This window comes from Streptomyces odontomachi (genome assembly GCF_024435355.1).
GTDB lineage: Bacteria > Actinomycetota > Actinomycetes > Streptomycetales > Streptomycetaceae > Streptomyces > Streptomyces odontomachi.
On the sequence record NZ_JAMJWG010000005.1, the window covers coordinates 400,835 to 420,110 of the forward strand.

14 protein-coding genes and 1 pseudogene are annotated in these 19,276 nt (G+C 72.0%); 11 read left to right on the forward strand and 4 right to left on the reverse strand.

Annotation, left to right across the window (positions count from 1 at the left end; translation table 11 throughout):
- Positions 1–257 precede the first annotated feature (257 nt).
- From hutU to hutI, 4 genes and pseudogenes are all read left to right on the forward strand, one after another.
- Positions 258–1,913 carry a urocanate hydratase gene (hutU, locus tag NQO67_RS14485; protein WP_255950408.1) on the forward strand — a complete coding sequence of 552 codons (1,656 nt, stop codon included), beginning with the start codon at positions 258–260 and terminating at the stop codon, positions 1,911–1,913.
- Positions 1,914–1,959: 46 nt separating this feature from the next.
- Entirely contained in the window at positions 1,960–3,252 is a 1,293-nt protein-coding gene (locus NQO67_RS14490) for an allantoate amidohydrolase (RefSeq protein ID WP_255950409.1), read from the forward strand.
- 539 nt (positions 3,253–3,791) lie between these two features.
- Positions 3,792–5,117: pseudogene (locus NQO67_RS14495) on the forward strand (formimidoylglutamate deiminase); the annotation flags it as partial.
- 44 nt (positions 5,118–5,161) lie between these two features.
- Positions 5,162–6,382, forward strand: coding sequence for an imidazolonepropionase (gene hutI / locus NQO67_RS14500; protein WP_255950323.1), 1,221 nt, complete (start codon positions 5,162–5,164; stop codon positions 6,380–6,382).
- A 124-nt stretch (positions 6,383–6,506) separates the two neighbouring features.
- On the opposite strand, the gene NQO67_RS14505 is transcribed toward hutI, so the two are convergent.
- Positions 6,507–7,436 (reverse strand): RNA polymerase sigma factor SigF, encoded by a 930-nt coding sequence (locus NQO67_RS14505; RefSeq protein ID WP_255950324.1) that lies wholly within the window; start codon positions 7,434–7,436, stop codon positions 6,507–6,509.
- Between the two features lie 254 nt (positions 7,437–7,690).
- Here NQO67_RS14505 and NQO67_RS14510 point away from each other — a divergent pair, with 254 nt between their 5' ends.
- The gene (locus tag NQO67_RS14510) at positions 7,691–8,059 is read left to right on the forward strand and encodes an STAS domain-containing protein (protein ID WP_255950325.1); all 369 of its coding nucleotides are present in this window, start codon (positions 7,691–7,693) and stop codon (positions 8,057–8,059) included.
- 258 nt (positions 8,060–8,317) lie between these two features.
- Positions 8,318–9,022, forward strand: coding sequence for an ATP-binding protein (locus NQO67_RS14515; protein WP_255950326.1), 705 nt, complete (start codon positions 8,318–8,320; stop codon positions 9,020–9,022).
- 146 nt (positions 9,023–9,168) lie between these two features.
- Here NQO67_RS14515 and NQO67_RS14520 read toward each other — a convergent pair whose 3' ends face one another.
- Entirely contained in the window at positions 9,169–10,686 is a 1,518-nt protein-coding gene (locus NQO67_RS14520) for a peptide MFS transporter (protein ID WP_255950328.1), read from the reverse strand.
- 698 nt (positions 10,687–11,384) lie between these two features.
- Between NQO67_RS14520 and NQO67_RS14525 the strand changes: the two genes are divergently transcribed.
- Together NQO67_RS14525 and NQO67_RS14530 are read left to right on the forward strand one after the other, a co-directional pair.
- Complete coding sequence (locus NQO67_RS14525; RefSeq protein WP_212912349.1) at positions 11,385–12,062, forward strand: response regulator transcription factor; 678 nt, start codon at positions 11,385–11,387, stop codon at positions 12,060–12,062.
- An 18-nt stretch (positions 12,063–12,080) separates the two neighbouring features.
- Positions 12,081–13,358, forward strand: coding sequence for a sensor histidine kinase (locus NQO67_RS14530; RefSeq protein WP_255950329.1), 1,278 nt, complete (start codon positions 12,081–12,083; stop codon positions 13,356–13,358).
- Positions 13,359–13,727: 369 nt separating this feature from the next.
- On the opposite strand, the gene NQO67_RS14535 is transcribed toward NQO67_RS14530, so the two are convergent.
- Positions 13,728–14,165 (reverse strand): GtrA family protein, encoded by a 438-nt coding sequence (locus NQO67_RS14535; RefSeq protein ID WP_255950410.1) that lies wholly within the window; start codon positions 14,163–14,165, stop codon positions 13,728–13,730.
- A 231-nt stretch (positions 14,166–14,396) separates the two neighbouring features.
- Here NQO67_RS14535 and NQO67_RS14540 point away from each other — a divergent pair, with 231 nt between their 5' ends.
- From NQO67_RS14540 to NQO67_RS14550, 3 genes are all read left to right on the forward strand, one after another.
- A complete protein-coding gene (locus NQO67_RS14540) occupies positions 14,397–15,593 on the forward strand; it encodes a 5-(carboxyamino)imidazole ribonucleotide synthase (RefSeq protein WP_255950330.1) in 1,197 nt (398 codons plus the stop codon).
- A 113-nt stretch (positions 15,594–15,706) separates the two neighbouring features.
- On the forward strand, positions 15,707–16,210 hold the full coding sequence (purE, locus tag NQO67_RS14545; protein ID WP_255950411.1) for a 5-(carboxyamino)imidazole ribonucleotide mutase: 504 nt from the start codon (positions 15,707–15,709) through the stop codon (positions 16,208–16,210).
- Complete coding sequence (locus NQO67_RS14550; RefSeq protein WP_255950331.1) at positions 16,207–17,412, forward strand: dipeptidase; 1,206 nt, start codon at positions 16,207–16,209, stop codon at positions 17,410–17,412. The genes purE and NQO67_RS14550 overlap by 4 nt, the downstream gene beginning before the upstream one ends.
- A gap of 281 nt (positions 17,413–17,693) precedes the next feature.
- Here the strand turns inward: NQO67_RS14550 and NQO67_RS14555 are convergent, their stop codons facing one another.
- Complete coding sequence (locus NQO67_RS14555; RefSeq protein WP_255950332.1) at positions 17,694–19,034, reverse strand: UDP-glucose dehydrogenase family protein; 1,341 nt, start codon at positions 19,032–19,034, stop codon at positions 17,694–17,696.
- Positions 19,035–19,276: the final 242 nt, after the last annotated feature.

A 19,276-nucleotide genomic window follows, 5' to 3' on the forward strand; every position in this document is an offset into this window, starting at 1 on the left:
ACCGGCGTCATGCACCGACCTGGGCACCGGCCCGCGCGTCATGACGCCGGACCCGGCCCGGAGTCCCCTCGATGTTGACTAGCCCTATTCACGTAACCAGGATATGAATAACAAGCTCAATAGTCAGGGTCCCGGTCCCCGAACACCCTCGATGAACGCGCGAAGAGTCCGCGAGGAGGCAGATCATGTCAGGATCACGCCCGCCCGTCTCCCGCCACCACCCTCAAACGAAGCCCTACGGGCCGCCCCCAGTTCCGGTGCGGGCCCCGCGCGGTACGGAACTGAGCGCCCTGGGATGGCCGCAGGAAGCGGCGCTGCGCATGTTGCAGAACAACCTCGATCCGGAGGTCGCCGAGCACCCCGACAAGCTCGTGGTCTACGGCGGCACCGGCAAGGCCGCCCGTGACTGGCGCTCGTTCGACGCGATGGTGCGCACCCTTCGGACCCTCAAGGGCGACGAGACCATGCTGGTCCAGTCCGGCCGCCCCGTCGGCGTCCTGCAGACCCACGAGTGGGCGCCGCGCGTGCTGATCGCCAACTCCAACCTGGTGGGCGACTGGGCGACCTGGGAGGAGTTCCGCCGCCTGGAGGCCCTGGGGCTGACGATGTACGGGCAGATGACGGCCGGGTCCTGGATCTACATCGGCACCCAGGGCATCCTCCAGGGCACCTACGAGACGTTCGCCGCCGTCGCAGCCAAGCGGTTCGGCGGCTCGCTCGCCGGGACGATCACGCTCACCGCGGGCCTGGGCGGCATGGGCGGCGCCCAGCCGCTCGCCGTGACCATGAACGACGGCGTGGTGATCTGCGTCGACTGCGACCCGCGCGCCATCGAGCGCCGCATCGAACACCGCTACCTGGACGTACGGGCCGACTCCCCGGAGCACGCGCTGCACCTCGCCGTCGAGGCCCGTGACGCGCGCCGCCCGCTCTCCATCGGGCTGCTCGGCAACGCGGCCGAGCTGCTGCCGCGGCTGCTCGCCGAGGGCGCGCCCATCGACATCGTCACCGACCAGACCAGCGCCCACGACCCGCTGGCGTACCTGCCGCTCGGCGTCGACTTCGAGGACATGGCCGAGTACGCCGCTGCGAAGCCGGCCGAGTTCACCCAGCGGGCCCGCGAGTCGATGGCCCGGCACGTGGAGGCGATGGTCGGCTTCATGGACGCGGGCGCCGAGGTCTTCGACTACGGCAACTCGATCCGCGGCGAGGCCAAACTCGCCGGGTACGCGCGCGCCTTCGACTTCCCCGGCTTCGTGCCGGCGTACATCCGCCCGCTGTTCTGCGAGGGGAAGGGCCCGTTCCGCTGGGCGGCGCTGTCCGGCGACCCCAAGGACATCGCCGCCACCGACCGGGCGATCCTCGACCTCTTCCCCGAGAACGAGTCGCTGGCCCGCTGGATCAGGCTGGCCGGCGAGCGTGTCCACTTCCAGGGCCTGCCCGCCCGGATCTGCTGGCTCGGCTACGGGGAGCGGGACCGCGCGGGAGAGCGGTTCAACGACATGGTGGCGAGCGGCGAGATCACGGCGCCGCTGGCCATCGGCCGCGACCACCTGGACACCGGGTCGGTCGCCTCCCCCTACCGCGAGACCGAGGGCATGCGGGACGGCTCCGACGCGATCGCCGACTGGCCCCTGCTCAACGCCATGGTCAACGTCGCCTCCGGCGCCTCCTGGGTCTCCATCCACCACGGCGGCGGCGTCGGCATGGGCCGCTCCCTGCACGCGGGCCAGGTGACGGTCGCCGACGGCACGGCCCTGGCCGGCGAGAAGATCCGGCGGGTGCTCACCAACGACCCGGGAACCGGCGTCATCCGCCATGTCGACGCCGGCTACGACATCGCGGAGCAGGTCGCGGACGACAAGGGAGTACGGGTGCCGATGCGCGAGGGCGACGGCGACGGTGACCGATAACGCCCGCGGGGCACATGACGCCGGCGCGGGGCCCGGGTTCCACGAGATGTGGCGCGACCTGCACCCGCTCGGTCGCAGCGAGGACAGCGGCGGCTACCGCCGCTACGCCTGGACCCCCGCCGACACCGACTGCCGGGCGTGGTTCCGCGCACAGGCCGAGACCCGGGGCCTGACCTACGAGGTCGACCGCAACGGCAACCAGTGGGCCTGGCTCGGCGACCCCGCCGCGGGAGACGCCGTCGTCACCGGCTCCCACCTGGACTCGGTCCCCGACGGCGGCCCCTTCGACGGCCCCCTCGGCATCGTCGCCGCCTTCGCCGCGTTGGACGACCTCCGCGGGACCGGCACGGGAACCGATACCGGCACGGGAACCGGTACCGGCAACGGAAGCGGCGCCGGGACCGCCCGGCTCGCCCGCCCCCTCGGCATCGTCAACTTCGGTGACGAGGAGGGCGCACGCTTCGGCCTCGCCTGCGTGGGATCCCGGCTCGCCGCCGGTCGCCTCACCCGGGCGCAGGCGTTCGCGCTGCGGGACGCGGACGGCGTCAGCCTGCCGGAGGCCATGACGGCCGCCGGCCACGACCCGGAGGTCATCGGTCCGGATCCGCAGCGGCTCGCCCGGATCGGCGCGTTCGTCGAACTGCACGTGGAACAGGGCCGGGCCCTGGACCTGTCGGGCGACCCGATCGGGATCGCCTCCGCCATCTGGCCGCACGGCCGGTGGCGGTTCGACTTCCGCGGCGAGGCCAACCACGCCGGCACCACCCGGCTCGCCGACCGCCGCGACCCGATGCTGCCGTACGCGGAGACCGTGCTGGCCGCCCGCCGGGAGGCCGAGCTGGCCGGGGCGCTGGCCACCTTCGGCAAGGTCGCCGTCGAGCCGAACGGCGTCAACGCCATCCCGTCCCTGGTCCGCGGCTGGCTGGACTCCCGCGCCGCCGACCAGTCGACCCTGGACGTCCTGGTCGGCGCCGTCGAGCAGGCCGCACGCGAGCACGCCGAGCGGCACGGCGTCGACGTGGCCGTCGTCCGGGAGTCGATCACGCCCGTGGTGGAGTTCGAGCACGCCCTGCGTGACGAGGTCGGCCGGATCCTGACGGACGGGACCGCCCGCCCGGGCGCCCCGGTCCCCGTGCTGCCCACCGGCGCCGGGCATGACGCGGGCATCCTCTCCGGAACCGTGCCGACCGCCATGCTGTTCGTCCGCAACCCCACCGGCGTCTCGCACTCCCCGGCCGAACACGCCAGGGAAGAGGACTGCCTGGCCGGAGTCAGGGCACTGGCCAAGGTACTGAAGGGGCTGGCAGGCAGCCGGACGACCGCGCGGAGCAGTGGGTGAACGCCGAACAGCCGGGCAAACACGGGCCTACGGGGCGGCAGACCCAGGGGCCGGAGGCACAGCCCGAGCCGGAAGCTGAGGAGCACTCCGGCCCGGAGCCAGAGGAAGGGTCCGGCCCGGAGCCCGAAGAACACTCCGGCCCGGAGCCCGAAGAACGGTCCGGAGCTGAGGGCGAGCGCGGCTTCGAGGGCGGCGAGCCCGAAGGCACCAGCACGACCGCGGGACGCCGTACGACCGTCCGGCGCGGCACGACCCGAGGACAGCGCAGCGTCGCCGGCCGGCGGACCATCGTGGACGAGGAGACCGCCGAGGAACTGCCCCTCACCCGGGAACAACGCGCGGCCCGGCAGCCGAGCCCCCCGGCCGCAGACCGCCCCACCGCACCCGAACGACCGGGGCCCGGACAGCCGCAGGAAACGCCCCACCCGCAGGAACGACCGGCCCGGCCCCGCCACCCGCAGGAACCGCGCCACCGCACCGAACCGCAGGGACCGCCCCACCCCACCGCACGACGCCCCGTCGCCGCTCCGTCCACCGTCACGTACTGGATGGAGCACGCATGGTTGGAGACCCATGCGGAGCCGGGCGTCGCCGTCGACGTGCGGGACGGGCGGATCGCTGCCGTGCACCGCGGGGTGGCCGTACCGCCGCCGGGCGCCGAGGTGTTGCGCGGGCTGACGCTGCCGGGCCTGGCCAACGCGCACAGCCACGCCTTCCACCGGGCGCTGCGCGGCACCGTGCAGGTGGGCGCGGGCACCTTCTGGACCTGGCGCGAGATCATGTATTCGGTGGCCGACCGGCTCACCCCGGACAGCTATCACCGGCTCGCCCGCGCGGTGTACGCGGAGATGGCGCTGGCGGGGATCACGGCCGTCGGAGAGTTCCACTACCTGCACCACGCGCCGGGCGGCGCCCCGTACGCGGACGCGAACGCGATGGGGGAGGCGCTGCTCGACGCGGCGGCACAGGCCGGGATCCGGATCACGCTGCTGGACGCCGCCTACCTCTCGTCGGGCTTCGGCGAGCCGCCCGACCAGCACCAGCAGCGCTTCAGCGACGGCTCGGCCGAGGCGTGGGCGGAGCGCGTGTCGCTGCTGAAGGACCGGGCGCACGCCCGGATCGGTGCCGCCGTGCACTCCGTGCGCGCGGTGCCGGCGGAGCACCTCGGCACCGTCGCCGCATGGGCCCGCACCCGGGGCGCCCCCCTGCACGTGCACGTCTCCGAGCAGACCGCGGAGAACGACGCCTGCCGTGCGGCCCACGGCCGCACCCCCGTCCGGCTGCTCGCCGACCACGGGGTGCTGGGGCCCGGCACCACCGGCGTCCACCTCACGCACCTCACCGGCGAGGACATCAGGCTGGTCGGCGACTCCCGCACCGGGACCTGCATGTGCCCGACGACGGAACGCGACCTCGCGGACGGCATCGGGCCGGCGGCGGCGTTGCAACAGGCGGGCAGCGCCCTGTCCCTCGGCACCGACAGCCATGCCGTGATCGACCTGCTCGAAGAGGCACGCGCACTGGAGCTGAACGAGCGCCTGCGCACGCGGCGGCGCGGCCACTGGACGGCCGCGGCGCTGCTGCGGGCCGCGACCGCCGACGGGCACGCGGCGCTCGGCTGGCCCGACTCCGGTGCCATCGAGCCGGGCCGCCGCGCCGACTTCGCGACGGTGGCCCTGGACTCCGTACGCACCGCGGGGCCCGCACCGCGGCTGGCCGCCGAGGCCGCCGTCTTCGCGGGCACCACGGCCGACGTCCGGCACACCGTGGTGGCGGGGCGCCAGGTGGTACGCGACGGGGCGCACCTCCTGGTGCCCGAAGTGCCAAACGCGCTGGGCACCGCCATCGAAGCGCTGAACAGCTGACCGCCCGCACCGTCTTGAGGACGAGGAGACAAGGACGCCCCTGTATGACGAACCCGCGCCCCGCCCCCGCCGCACCATCCGACACCGGCACCACCGGCACCCTCGCCATCACCCACATCGCCGCGCTCGTCACCAACTCCCCCTCCCTCGGTGACGGCTCTCCGCTCGGCCTGATCAAGGACGCGGCCGTGGTCATCCACGACGACCGCATCGCCTGGGTCGGCGAGACCGAGAGGGCACCCGCCGCCGACCACCACGTGGACGCCGTCGGCCGGGCCGCCCTGCCCGGCTTCGTGGACTCCCACTCGCACCTGCTGTTCGCGGGCGACCGCACCGAGGAGTTCAACGCGCGCATGTCCGGGCGCCCGTACACCGCCGGCGGCATCCGCACCACGGTGGCCGCGACCCGTGCGGCTCCCGACGCGGTGCTGGAAGCCACCCTCACCCGCCACCTGGACGAGGCGCTGCGCCAGGGCACGACGACCTTCGAGACCAAGTCGGGTTACGGGCTGACGGTGCACGACGAGGAGCGGGCGCTCCGGCTCGCGGCCCGGCACACGGACGAGGTGACCTACCTCGGCGCGCACATCGTGCCCCCGGAGCACGCGGACGACCCCGCCGCGTACGTGTCCCTGGTCACCGGCGCCATGCTCGACGCGTGCGCGCCGCACGCCCGTTGGATCGACGTCTTCTGCGAGCGCGGCGCCTTCGACGGCGACCAGGCCCGCGCGATCCTGACGGCCGGCAAGGCCAAGGGCCTGATCCCCCGGGTGCACGCCAACCAGCTCTCGGCCGGACCCGGTGTGCGACTCGCCGTCGAACTCGGTGCGGCCAGCGCCGACCACTGCACCCATCTGACGGACGACGACGTGGCCGCCCTTGCCTCCGGCGACACCGTGGCCACCCTGTTGCCCGGCGCGGAGTTCTCCACCCGGGGCGCGTGGCCCGACGCGCGGCGCCTGCTGGACGCGGGCGCGACGGTGGCGCTGTCCACGGACTGCAACCCGGGTTCGTCGTTCACGTCCTCGCTGCCGTTCTGCATCGCCCTGGCGGTACGGGACATGGGGATGACCCCGGACGAGGCGGTCTGGGCGGCCACCGCCGGCGGTGCCGCAGCGCTGCGCCGCACCGACGTCGGACGCCTGGTCCCCGGTGCACGCGCCGACCTGGTCCTGCTGGACGCCCCGAGCCATGTCCACCTCGCCTACCGGCCCGGCGTGCCGCTGGTCTCGGCGGTGTGGCGGCAGGGCCGCCGGGTGGTCTGAAGTGCGGGGCACGCCTGCACGGACGACGTGAGGCGAGCCCGCGGTGGACGACGTGGGGCCCGCTTCCCCGAGCTCGACGAGCCGGTCGGGGAAGCGGGCCCCACGTGCGGGCGCTGCGGAGGAGTCACTCCTCCAGCGTCAGGCCCTTGCGCAGCCGCGTCAGCGTGCGGGACAGCAGCCGGGAGACGTGCATCTGGGAGATGCCCAGCTCATCGCCGATCTCCGACTGGGTCATGTTGGCGACGAAGCGCAGCGAGAGGATCTGGCGGTCACGCGCCGGCAGCTGGGCGATCAGCGGCTTGAGTGACTCGACGTACTCGATGCCCTCCAGACCGTGGTCCTCGTAGCCGATCCGGTCCGCGAGCGCACCCTCGGTGTCGTCCTCCTCGGGCTGGGCGTCCAGCGAGCTGGCCGTGTAGGCGTTGCTCGCCGCCATGCCCTCGACGACCTCGTCGTTGGTCAGGCCGAGGCGATCGGCGAGCTCGCCCACCGTGGGAGCGCGATCGAGCTGCTGGGCGAGTTCGTCGCCCGCCTTGGCGAGGTCCAGACGGAGTTCCTGAAGGCGGCGCGGTACCCGAACCGACCAGGAGGTGTCACGGAAGAAGCGCTTGATCTCGCCGACGATGGTGGGCATCGCGAAGGTCGGGAACTCGACGCCCCGGCTGAGCTCGAAGCGGTCGATGGCCTTGATCAGGCCGATGGTGCCCACCTGGATGATGTCCTCCATCGGTTCGCTGCGGGAGCGGAACCGGGTGGCGGCGAACTTCACCAGGGCGAGATTGAGCTCTACGAGGGTGTTGCGGACGTAGGCGTACTCGTGGGTGCCCTCCTCGAGTGCCTCGAGGCGTGCGAAGAGGGTCTTGGACAGGGCTCTGGCGTCGACCGGTCCCACGGTGTCGTAGGGCGGGATCTCCGGGAGATCGGTCAGTTCCTCCAGGGAGCAGGCTCCAGCGGCGTGGTCCGCGAGCTCGGGCTCCGTGAGGCCCGGAGGAGGTGTCGACGTCGCCTGGTCAGTATGCGATTCGTCGAGCCGGGGTGACATGATGTCCTCCATCGTTCTCGGCATATGGCTGCCGAAGCCAATACGTGCACTGCGGTGTGCGGCGCCTCCAAAGCCGGCCGTGTCGATTGCTTTCCCTCTAGGCCTACCTGGTTCGCTCCCCGGCCGCAAGAGCTTTTTGACCCCAAATGTCCGTTTCTGGGGGGTTGTTCGGGTACCGGAGTGCGAGGTCAGGGCGTAGGGTTCGAAGGCGTAACCAGCAGTCAAGGGCGTAACCAGTTGTCATCGACGGTCGGGAGAGAGACGGCATGGACCGCGGGACGGTCGGCAGCGCACACAAGGGCCGGCTTCGTGTCGAAGTGCGGCAGGAGGGCTCCAGCGCCGTGGTGACACCGGCAGGTGAGCTTGACCACGCCACCGCCGATCTGCTGCGGGAGCCCCTGGACGCCGCCCTTGACGCCGGCAGCGCCCGGCTGGTCGTCGACTGCTCCCGTCTGGAGTTCTGTGACTCCACGGGGTTGAACGTACTGCTGGGCGCCCGTCTGAGGGCCGAGTCCCTGGGGGGCGGGGTCCATCTGGCCGGCATGCGTCCGGCGGTGGCCAGGGTGTTCGAGATCACGGGAGCGGAGGCGGTCTTCACCGTGCACGCGACGCTCCAGGCCGCCCTGACCGACTGACGTCCGCCCCTCTCCCTCCCCGTCGGTGCCCGGGTCCGGTTGTCCCAGTGTGACCAGCGCGTTACCAGCGTCACAGTCACCGGCTCAGACTGGTACGTGTTCTCCCGGTTCGGCAGGGCAGAAGACACCGTGGATCTACATACCGGCAGTCGAACGACCGGGGAGGTGTTCCCTCTACCGGAGCGGTGCTCGGGTGGGGGCAGGCCCTGTTCCAGACATTGAAACGTTGAACTGGTGAATCGGTGAGGTGAAGCGCTGATGAGCACCACCCGGCCGTGCTCGCCGGGCGACCGCGGCCCGGAGCCGGGCGCCGAAGGCGCATCGGAAGCCCACGGGGAGGTGGCCTCGCGCGACTTCGACGCCGCACCCGCCGAGGCTCGTGTGGGTGGCCCGGCGGCCCCGTTGTCCGTCGCAACAGCGGGTTCCATGGGCCCAGGGCGGGATCGCGCGGGTCCGGACCGCGGTGACGCGGAGACCGCGGAAATCGGCACCGCGGACGCGGGTTCCGCCGGACCGGGGCCGGTCGTCCCCGTCGAGTCCGTGGACGGCACCGGGCGGAGGACGCGCCGGATCAGCCTGCGCGGCGCCAGCGGTGTCGTTCCGATGGCCCGCGACTTCACCCGCCAGGCGCTCTACGCCTGGGGCTGGCTGCCGGCCGCCGGCGCCGACCAGCGGGCCGCCGCCGAGGACGTCCTGCTCGTCGTCTCCGAGCTGGTCACCAACGCCTGCCTGCACGCCGAAGGGCCGGAGGAACTGTGGATCGGCAGTGACCGCAAAGTGCTCCGCCTGGAGGTCACCGACCGCGGCACGGGCCAGCCGGCGCCCCGCACCCCGCACCGGGCCGGCCGACCCGGCGGCCACGGCATGTTCATCGTCCAGCGACTCTGTCTGGACTGGGGGGTGCGGCGCACGCCCGGCGTTCCCGGCAAGACGGTGTGGGCGGAGCTGGGCGCGCCGTCCTAGCGCACACCACGGAACGCCCCCCCGGAACGACCCAAGCCTCTCAACGCGCGCCCGGGCTCGTCCGCGCGCCCGTATCAGCGCTTCCCCAGCCAAAGGCAACGGTGCGCCCCCGCAGGAAGGGAGGCGCACCGTGCGGGCAGTCGGGGTCAGTGGACGTCGCCCATGAGCCGGCGTACCCGGCTCCGGTACATGTACACCGCGACACCCGCGAGTACGGCGAGCGCCGCCTCCATGGCGACGATGCCGCCCTTGTTCAGATCGACGCCGGCCAGCGAGAGCAGCCCGGTGACGGAGTCGCCGGCCGTGACCGCGAGGAACCACACGCCCATCATCTGCGAGGCGTACTTCGCCGGCGCCATCTTCGTGGTCACCGACAGGCCGACCGGTGACAGGCACAGCTCGCCCACCGTCTGCAACAGGTAGATGCCGACCAGCCACATCGGGCTGACCTTGCCGCTGTCCGACGCGGCCAGCGGCAGCATGAACAGGAAGAACGACAGGCCTATCAGCACCAGGCCGGCGGAGAACTTCACCACCGTGCTGGGGTCCTGGGCCTTGCGGGCCAGGAACATCCAGAGCCAGGCGAGCACCGGCGCGAGCGCCATGATCAGCACCGGGTTGACCGACTGGAACCAGGAGGCCGGGAAGGACCAGCCGAGGACCGAGTTGTTGGTGTGCGCGTCAGCGAAGATCGCCAGGGTCGAGCCGCCCTGGTCGTAGATCATCCAGAACACGGCGGCGGCCACGAAGAACCAGATGTAGCCGGTCATCTTCGACTGCTCGACGCGCGACAGGTCACGGTCCCGCTTGATCCGCACCAGGACGGCGACGGGGATCAGCAGACCGGCCACGGTGATCGGGACGAGCGCCCAGTTCATCGTGTAGAAGCCGGCGCCGACCACGATGCCGTAGAAGACCACCGCGGCGATCGTCCACAGCAGGGACTTCTGCACGACGGTGCGGCGCTCCTCGGCGGAGAGCGGCTTGGGGACCTCGTTCGAGCGCGGGTCGAGGTGGCGGGTGCCGAGCAGGAACTGGACGAGGCCCAGGGCCATGCCGACCGCGGCCAGCGCGAAGCCCAGGTGCCAGTTCACCTGCTGGCCGACGGTGCCGATGACCAGCGGCGCGACAAAGCCACCGAGGTTGATGCCCATGTAGAAGACGGTGAAGCCGCCGTCACGGCGCGGGTCGTCCGGGCCGTCGTAGAGGTGGCCGACCATCGTGGAGATGTTGGCCTTGAGCAGCCCCGAGCCGATCGCGACCAGGGCCAGGCCGGCGAAGAACGTCAGCTGCCCGGGCAGCGCCAGGGTCAGATGGCCGAGCATGATGATCGACGACGAGATGGTGACCGTCTTGCGCGGACCCCAGACCCGGTCGCCGAACCAGCCGCCCGGCATGGCGAGCAGGTACACCATCGCCAGGTAGATCGAGTAGATGGCGGTCGCCGTGGCGGCCGTCATCGCAAGGCCACCGCCCTGCGAGCCGGTGGCCGCTGCGGTGCCGCCGGAGACCAGGTACAGCGGGAGCAGGGCCCGCATGCCGTAGAAGCTGAAACGCTCCCACATCTCCGTCATGAACAAGGTGGCCAGGCCGCGGGGGTGGCCGAAGAAGGTGCGCTCGGAGCCCGGGGTGCGGGACGAGTCCTTCGTCAGGCTTGACGCCATGGGTCGATCCTCGTGGGTTCGGGACGCGCGCCGAGGCTGATCGCGCCCTCGTGGGGGAGCGGCCGGCACGGCAGTACACGCCGTCCACCGCGCAGCGGAGGCCCGCTTCCGGTGGGAAGCAGGGGTGGCGGCACCACCGGGCGTGGCCTCGGACGCTTGTGGCGCCGGGGCCCGGCCAGGGGGCATTGCTCACAGGTGGGCGCGGGCCGGTGCCCTGGCACACCCATGGGGGGAGGGGGCCTGTAGCTGACAGAAGTGACGTGAGGCACACACAGATGTGGCCTTCGGCGCGATGCGTCCAAGACTTCCTGGAGAGCCGGGCACGATGAGGCGCTGCCGTGCAGCCCCGAACGGCAGGCCGCTCACCTGGGCGCCGCATCCGGCTCCACCTGGCTGTACGCAGGTGCGCCGGATATCAGCTATGCCCCGCTCTGTGTGCCGTGTACTGCTATAGATCACTGGATGCAGTTACAGGCGTGCTGCCACCATACGGCATGACTATCCACCGTATGGAAGGATGTGAGACTCGAATCACAGCACGTCAGAGCGCTCGGGCGAGCCGTCGCGCGCCAGCGGGAGCGCCTCACCACCCTCGCACCTCTCCGGGCGGGCGTGCACGGCGCATCACCACGTCGCACTCCCCGGGCCCACCCCCATCACGCCACGACCGCACGGCCGCGCGGTCTACCATCACGTGCATGACCCGTGTACTGCTCGCCGAGGACGACGCATCCATTTCGGAGCCGCTGGCCCGAGCCCTGCGCAGGGAGGGATACGAAGTCGAGGTACGCGAGGACGGGCCCACCGCGCTCGACGCGGGCATGCAGGGGCAGGTCGACCTGGTCGTGCTCGACCTGGGGCTGCCCGGCATGGACGGCCTGGAGGTGGCCCGCAGGCTACGCGCCGAAGGGCATGCGGTGCCGATCCTCATCCTCACCGCACGCGCCGACGAGGTGGACACCGTCGTCGGGCTCGACGCGGGCGCCGACGACTACGTGACCAAGCCGTTCCGGCTGGCCGAACTGCTCGCCCGGGTACGGGCCCTGCTGCGGCGCGGCGCGGCCGAGCCCCAGCAGCCACCGGCCACCCACGGTGTGCGCATCGACGTCGAGTCGCACCGGGCCTGGATGGGTGAGGAGGAACTCCAGCTCACCGCCAAGGAGTTCGACCTGCTGCGGGTGCTGGTGCGCGACGCCGGGCGGGTGGTCACCCGCGACCAGCTGATGCGGGAGGTCTGGGACACCACCTGGTGGTCGTCGACCAAGACCCTCGACATGCACATCTCCTGGCTGCGCAAGAAGCTCGGCGACGACGCGGCGAACCCCCGGTACATCGCCACCGTCCGGGGTGTCGGCTTCCGCTTCGAAAAGAGCTGACCGGATGGTGCGTGAACCGTGCGCCGCCGTCTGATCAACTCCACGCTGGCCGTGGTGCTCGTCGTGATCGCCGTCTTCGGCCTCTCCCTGGTCATCGTCGAGACCCGCACGATCAGCAACAGCGCCCACGAACGCGTGGAGTCGGAGGCCGTGCGCCTGGTCAGCATCGTCAACACCCGGCTGCTCACCGACCGGCAGATCACCAGCGACATCATCAAGGACCAGGTCGCCGAGCGGTATGCGGTGATCGAGATCAAGGGGCGGGCGCCCATACGCGTCGGCACCCGTCCCACCGGCGATGTGATCAAGGCCCAGGTGGAGGGCGAGAAGGGCGAGAAGGTCACCGTCGAGGAGCCGCACTCGACCGTCACCGACGAGGTGTGGCGCACCCTGCTGATCATCGGCGCGGTGGCGGCGCTCGCCGTCGTCGCCGCCGTGCTGCTCGCGGTCCGCCAGGCCAACCGCCTCACCTCCCCGCTCACCGACCTCGCCGAGACCGCCGAGCGGCTCGGCTCCGGCGACCCCAGACCCCGGCACAAGCGGTACGGGGTGCCGGAGCTGGACCGCGTCGCCGACGTGCTGGACGGCTCCGCCGAGCGCATCGCCCGGATGCTCACCGCCGAGCGCAGGCTCGCCGCGGACGCCTCCCACCAGCTGCGCACCCCGCTCACCGCGCTCTCCATGCGGCTGGAGGAGATCACCCTCACCGACGACCTCGGCACGGTGAAGGAGGAGGCGACCGTCGCGCTCACCCAGGTCGAGCGCCTCACGGACGTGGTGGAGCGCCTGCTCACCAACGCCCGCGACCCGCGCACCGGCAACGCCGTCGACTTCGACCTGGACGAGGTCATCAAGCAGCAGATCGAGGAGTGGCGCCCGGCCTACCGCAGCGCCGGCCGCGCGATCATCAACTCCGGCAAGGAGCACCTGAAGGCGGTGGGCACCCCCGGTGCGGTCGCCCAGGTGCTGGCCGCACTGATCGAGAACTCCCTGATGCACGGCGGCGGCACGGTCGCGCTGCGCACCCGGGTCATCGGCAACCAGGCCGTGATCGAGGTCACCGACCAGGGCTCGGGCGTGCCGCCGGACCTCGGCGCCCGGATCTTCGAGCGCGCCATCAGCGGACGCAACTCCACCGGTATCGGCCTCGCCGTCGCCCGCGACCTCGCGGAGGCGGACGGCGGCCGCCTGGAGATGCGCCAGGCCACGCCGCCCGTCTTCGCGCTCTTCCTGTCGCGAAGCCGGCCTGCTGCTTCGCAGGACGAGGTGGGGGAGTCCGAGCGGACGGTTCGGTGACTCGCGGGGTCACCGAACCGGTGGGTCGTCACCGTCCCGAGGGGGCAGTTTCTGCCGTGTCCGGACCACCGGGGGGTGGGTGGTTGCTCGCGCAGTTCCCCGCGCCCCTTGGGGGGTGGGCGCGTTGCGCCCCCCTGGGCCCCGTGTCGGGCACGCAGTGCCCCCACATAAGGGGCGCGGGGCTGTGACACTCTGCGGCTCCGCCGCGTGGGCGCGACCGGCCCCGACGAGACCGTCGGGTCGTCACCGTCCCAGAGGGGCAGTTTCTGTCGTGTTCGGGCCACCGGCCGGTGGGGGCTGGTCGCGCAGTTCCCCGCGCCCCTGAACAGAGGCGTACGTGGTGCCCGTAGGCCGTAGGCCCTGGCGCGCTCAGGAGCGGGCGGCCCCCACCCGCTCCTGGTCCGTGGCCTCCGCCGCCGGGATCGCGCGGAAGACCCACGTGCGGTAGGACCAGAAGCGGAACAACGTGGCGATGCCGATGCCGAGGAACTTGAAGACGTTGCTCTCCAGCGAGCTGTCCCAGCCGAAACCGTACGTGGCCACGTACAGCACACCGTTTTCGATCACCAGGCCCACCGCGCTGAACAGCAGGAACAGCGTCAGCTCCTTGGTGCGGCCGGTCTTGCTGCGGTCCCGGTAGGTGAAGTACCGGAAGCCGACGTAGTTGAAGGCGATCGCGACGACGGTCGCGATCACGCTGGTGCGCACCACCTGGAGGTCCGTGAGGCTGCGCACCAGGTTGAACACCAGCAGATTGACCAGCAGCCCGGCGGCACCGACCGCACCGAACTTGGCGACCTCACGCATCAGGCCCAGCGCGCGCCGCCGCAGCGCGTTGCCCAGGGGCCGCGCGCCGAACAGGGGCCGGGGACCACTGGGCGCGAAGCGCGGCGGCCCTCCGGAAACGTCGTTCAGGTCCATGTGCCGTCCAGCCCCCGTCGGTGTGTCCGTCCGCCGGCGGTGGTCGCTGTCGCACCGGCGGACCCATGCTAACCAGCCGGACCGTGCCGTTCCCGGCTCGGCCGATACCCTGGGCATGTGACATTCCCGGTAGTCGGCATGGTCGGCGGTGGCCAGCTCGCCCGTATGACGCACGCGGCGGGCATACCCCTCGGCATCAGATTCAAGCTGCTCAGCGATACTGCGCAGGATTCCGCGGCGCAGACCGTCGGCGATGTCGTCGTCGGCGACTATCGCGATCTGGACACGTTGCGTGCCTTCGCGCGCGGCTGTGACGTGGTCACCTTCGACCACGAGCACGTGCCGACCGAGCACCTGCGCGCCCTCGAGGCGGACGGCGTACGGGTACGGCCGGGCCCCGACGCGCTCGTGCACGCCCAGGACAAGGGCGTGATGCGCGCCCGTCTCGACGCCCTCGGCGTGCCCTGCCCGCGGCACCGCATCGTGCGTGACCCCCGCGACGTGGCGGCGTTCGCCGCGGAGCTCCAGGAGGACCGCCCCGCGGAGCCCTCGGGGCCGGCCGGTGACGGTCGCCGGGGCGGTCGGACCGTGGTCCTCAAGACCGTGCGCGGCGGGTACGACGGCAAGGGCGTGTGGGTCGTGGACGCGGCCGACGAGGCCGCCGCCGCGGAGCCCTTCAAGGCCGGGGTGCCCGTACTGGCCGAGGAGAAGGTCGACTTCGTACGGGAGCTGGCGGCCAACGTGGTGCGTTCCCCGCACGGCCAGGCCGTCGCCTACCCCGTCGTCGAGTCCCGGCAGGTGGACGGCGTCTGCGACACCGTGATCGCGCCCGCCCCCGACCTCGCCGACGACCTTGCGCTGCGGGCCCAGGAGCTGGCGCTGCGGATCGCCCAGGAGCTCGACGTCGTCGGTCACCTGGCCGTGGAGCTGTTCCAGACCCCCGACGGCGAGGTGCTGGTCAACGAGCTGGCGATGCGCCCGCACAACTCCGGTCACTGGACCCAGGACGGCGCCGTGACCTCCCAGTTCGCCAACCACGTCCGGGCCGTGCTCGACCTGCCGCTCGGCGACCCGCGGCCACGCGCCCGCTGGACGGTGATGTGCAACGTCCTCGGCGGCGACTACCCCGACATGTACGCCGCGTACCTGCACTGCATGGCGCGCGACCCGCAGCTGAAGATCCACATGTACGGCAAGGACGTGAAGCCCGGCCGCAAGGTGGGACACGTCAACACCTACGGCGACGACCTGGACGACGTGCTGGAGCGCGCCCGACACGCTGCCGGCTACCTCAGAGGAACGATCGTCGAATGACCCCAGCGACCAGCCACCAGGACCCGCAGCAGGCTTCGGACGGCACCGCCGTACGCCCCGCCGCCCCGACCGGAGCGTCCGACGACACCCAGGCGCCTGTCGTCGGCATCGTCATGGGCTCCGACTCCGACTGGCCCGTCATGGAGGCCGCCGCCCAGGCGCTCGACGAGTTCGAGGTCGGCTACGAGGTCGACGTGGTCTCCGCGCACCGGATGCCCCGCGAGATGGTCGCCTACGGGGAGCAGGCCGCGGGGCGCGGACTGAAGGTGATCATCGCGGGTGCGGGCGGCGCCGCCCACCTGCCGGGCATGCTGGCCTCGGTCACCCCGCTGCCGGTGATCGGGGTGCCGGTGCCGCTCAAGTACCTGGACGGGCTCGACTCGCTGCTGTCCATCGTGCAGATGCCCGCCGGGGTGCCGGTCGCCACCGTCTCGGTCGGCGGCGCGCGGAACGCGGGCCTGCTCGCCGCCCGTATCCTCGCCGCGCACGACCCGGAGCTGCTCGCCCGGATGCAGGACTTCCAGCAGGAGCTGAACGAGCAGGCCACCGAGAAGGGCAAGCGATTGCGGGCCAAGGTGCAGGGCGCCGGCGGTTTCGGCTTCGCCGCGGCGAAGTGAGCACCGCCACGGCCACCGCGGCGGCCCTGGCCGCGGCCCGTGACCTGCTGCGCGAGTTCCCGATCGTCGACGGGCACAACGACCTGCCGCACGCGATGCGCAAGCAGGTCCGCTACGACCTCGACCGGCGGGACATCGCCGCCGACCAGAGCGCCTGCCTCCACACCGACCTGCCGCGCCTGCGGGCGGGCGGCGTCGGCGCACAGTTCTGGTCCGTGTACGTACGCACCGAGCTGGCCGGCGAGTCGGCGGTCAGCGCGACCCTGGAGCAGATCGACTTCGTCGAGCAGCTGCTGGCCCGCTACCCCGACACGCTCGCGCCCGCCCGGAGCGCCGGCGACATGAAGCGGGCCCGCGCCGAAGGCCGGATCGCCTCCCTGATGGGCGCCGAGGGCGGCCACTCCATCAACTGCTCGCTGGGCACCCTGCGCGCCCTGCACCGGCTCGGCGTGCGCTACCTGACCCTCACCCACAACGACAACGTCCCCTGGGCCGACTCCGCCACCGACAAGCCGGCCGCCGGGGGCCTGACGGCCTTCGGCCGCGAGGTGGTGCGGGAGATGAACCGCATCGGCATGCTCGTCGACCTCTCGCACGTCGCGGCGAGCACCATGCGGGACGCGCTGGACACCACCGAGGCGCCGGTGATCTTCTCGCACTCCTCGGCACGCGCCGTCTGCGACCATCCGCGGAACATCCCCGACGACGTTCTGGAGCGGCTGCCGGCGAACGGAGGCGTGGCGATGGCCACCTTCGTGTCGAAGTTCGTGCTGTCCGGCGCGGCCGACTGGACCCAGGCCGCCGACGAGCACCTGCGCGCGCACGGCTTCCACCACCTGGACACCACGCCCGAGGCGAAGGCGCTGCTCCGGGCCTTCGCCGAGACCCACCCGCGCCCGACCGCGACCGTGGCCGTCGTCGCCGACCACCTCGACCACATGCGCGAGACGGCCGGCATCGACCACATCGGCATCGGCGGCGACTTCGACGGCACCGTGTTCACCACCGACGGGCTCGACGACGTCGCCGGCTACCCGAACCTCATCGCGGAACTCCAGGCCCGCGGCTGGTCCCGCCCAGACCTCGCGAAGCTGACGTGGCGCAACGCGGTGCGGGTACTCGGCGACGTCGAGTCCGTCGCGCTCGACCTCGGCGGTCGGCGTGCCCCCTCGAACGCGACGATCGGGGAACTGGACGGTTAGGGCGCCCGTCCACCCCGCCCGGGCCCGGGTGCCCTTGGCGGGGCGGTGCCCGTGCGGCCTACGGCACGCATATAAGGGCGCCCTTGCGGCCCTACGGCACGCACCTTGCCTTTAAGGGGCGCGGGGAACTGCGCGACCAGCCCCCACCGGCCGGTGGTCCGTACACGACAGATACAACCCCTTTGGATCGGTGGCGACCTGCAAGGTCGCGTCGTGGCTGGTCGCGCAGTTCCCCGCGCCCCTTTTCGTGCGCACCCTCGGCCGTCAGGCCGACGTCGCCGTCACGCCGCCGGGCGGCCCATCGCCCGGTACGTCCACCCGGCCGCACGCCACCGCGCAGGATCAAGCGCATTACGGCCGTCGAGGATCACCCGCTGCGCGACGACGTCGCCCAACTCCGCCGGGTCGAGGTCGCGGAACGCGCGCCACTCCGTGAGGTGCAGCACCACGTCCGCCCCACGCACCGCATCCCGCGCCGAGTCGGCGTAGCCGAGCGTCGGGAAGACCTTGCGGGCGTTGGCCATGGCCTTCGGGTCGTAGACGGTGACCTGGCCGCCCTGGAGGTGTATCTGGCCGGCCACGTTCAGCGCCGGCGAGTCCCGTACGTCGTCGGAGTCCGGCTTGAACGCGGCGCCGAGCACCGCCACCCGCTTGCCGAGGAAGCCGCCGCCGACCGCCTCGCGGGCCAGCTCCACCATCGCGGCACGGCGCCGCATGTTGATGGAGTCGATCTCGCGCAGGAACATCAGGGCCTGGGACGCGCCCAGCTCACCGGCGCGCGCCATGAACGCCCGGATGTCCTTCGGCAGGCAGCCGCCGCCGAACCCGATCCCGGACCGCAGGAACTTCCGCCCGATCCGGTCGTCGTGCCCGATGGCCTCCGCGAGCTTGGCCACGTCACCGCCGGCGGCCTCGCACACCTCCGCCATGGCGTTGATGAACGACACTTTGGTGGCCAGGAAGGAGTTGGCGGCCGTCTTCACCAGCTCGGCCGTCGGGAAGTCGGTGACGACGAAGGGGGAGCCCTCGGCCAGCGGCTTGGCGTACACGTCGCGCAGCACCTTCTCGGCGTGCTCGCTGCGCACCCCGACCACGATCCGGTCCGGGTGCAGGGTGTCCTCGACCGCGAACCCCTCGCGCAGGAACTCCGGGTTCCAGGCCAGCTCCACGTCCGCACCGGCGGGCGCCAGCTCCGCGATCCGGGCGGCGAGCCGGTCCGCGCTGCCCACCGGCACCGTCGACTTGCCCACCACCAGCGCCGGTCTGCGCAGATGCTCGCTGAGCGACTCCACCGCAGAGTCCACGTAACTCATGTCACACGCGTACTCGCCGTGCTTCTGCGGAGTGTTGACGCACAGGAAGTGCACATCGCCGAACTCGGCGACCTCGGCCCAGTCCGTGGTGAAGCGCAGCCGGCCGCTCGATCCCTCGAACCCGGCGACGTGCGCCCGCAGCAGCTCGTCCAGGCCCGGCTCGTACATCGGGACCTCGCCCCGCGCGAGCATCTCGATCTTCTCAGGCAGGACGTCGAGACCGAGCACCTCGAAGCCCAGCTCGGCCATGGCCGCGGCATGGGTGGCACCGAGGTAACCCGTCCCGATCACCGTGATCTTCAGGGGCATGCGTGCTCCAGTCCTTCCGTCGGGGTCGGGGTCGGGCGGACGTCGCCGTGCGGCCGACTCGGGCGCGCTGCCCGAGCATAGCCGCGGGCCCGGACGGGGATGTTGCGTGCTGTCGGCAAGCAGATGCGCGTGCTGTCGGCAAGCTCACGGGCATGCGCCTGTGCGGGCCGTGGGCGGGCCCGTAGGATGCGGGTTACTTAACAGTAGTTAGCAAGCGTGCGCCCGCCGGCGCGGTGCGGACG

Bases quoted from the DNA above. Each gene is read 5' to 3' on its own strand.
- NQO67_RS14490 (WP_255950409.1), top strand. From the start codon at position 1,960: ATGTGGCGCGACCTGCACCCGCTCGGTCGCAGCGAGGACAGCGGCGGC.
- NQO67_RS14525 (WP_212912349.1), top strand. From the start codon at position 11,385: ATGACCCGTGTACTGCTCGCCGAGGACGACGCATCCATTTCGGAGCCG.
- hutI (WP_255950323.1), top strand. From the start codon at position 5,162: ATGACGAACCCGCGCCCCGCCCCCGCCGCACCATCCGACACCGGCACC.
- purE (WP_255950411.1), top strand. From the start codon at position 15,707: ATGGGCTCCGACTCCGACTGGCCCGTCATGGAGGCCGCCGCCCAGGCG.
- NQO67_RS14515 (WP_255950326.1), top strand. From the start codon at position 8,318: ATGAGCACCACCCGGCCGTGCTCGCCGGGCGACCGCGGCCCGGAGCCG.
- NQO67_RS14520 (WP_255950328.1), bottom strand. From the start codon at position 10,686: ATGGCGTCAAGCCTGACGAAGGACTCGTCCCGCACCCCGGGCTCCGAG.
- NQO67_RS14510 (WP_255950325.1), top strand. From the start codon at position 7,691: ATGGACCGCGGGACGGTCGGCAGCGCACACAAGGGCCGGCTTCGTGTC.
- NQO67_RS14535 (WP_255950410.1), bottom strand. From the start codon at position 14,165: ATGCGTGAGGTCGCCAAGTTCGGTGCGGTCGGTGCCGCCGGGCTGCTG.
- NQO67_RS14555 (WP_255950332.1), bottom strand. From the start codon at position 19,034: ATGCCCCTGAAGATCACGGTGATCGGGACGGGTTACCTCGGTGCCACC.
- NQO67_RS14505 (WP_255950324.1), bottom strand. From the start codon at position 7,436: ATGGAGGACATCATGTCACCCCGGCTCGACGAATCGCATACTGACCAG.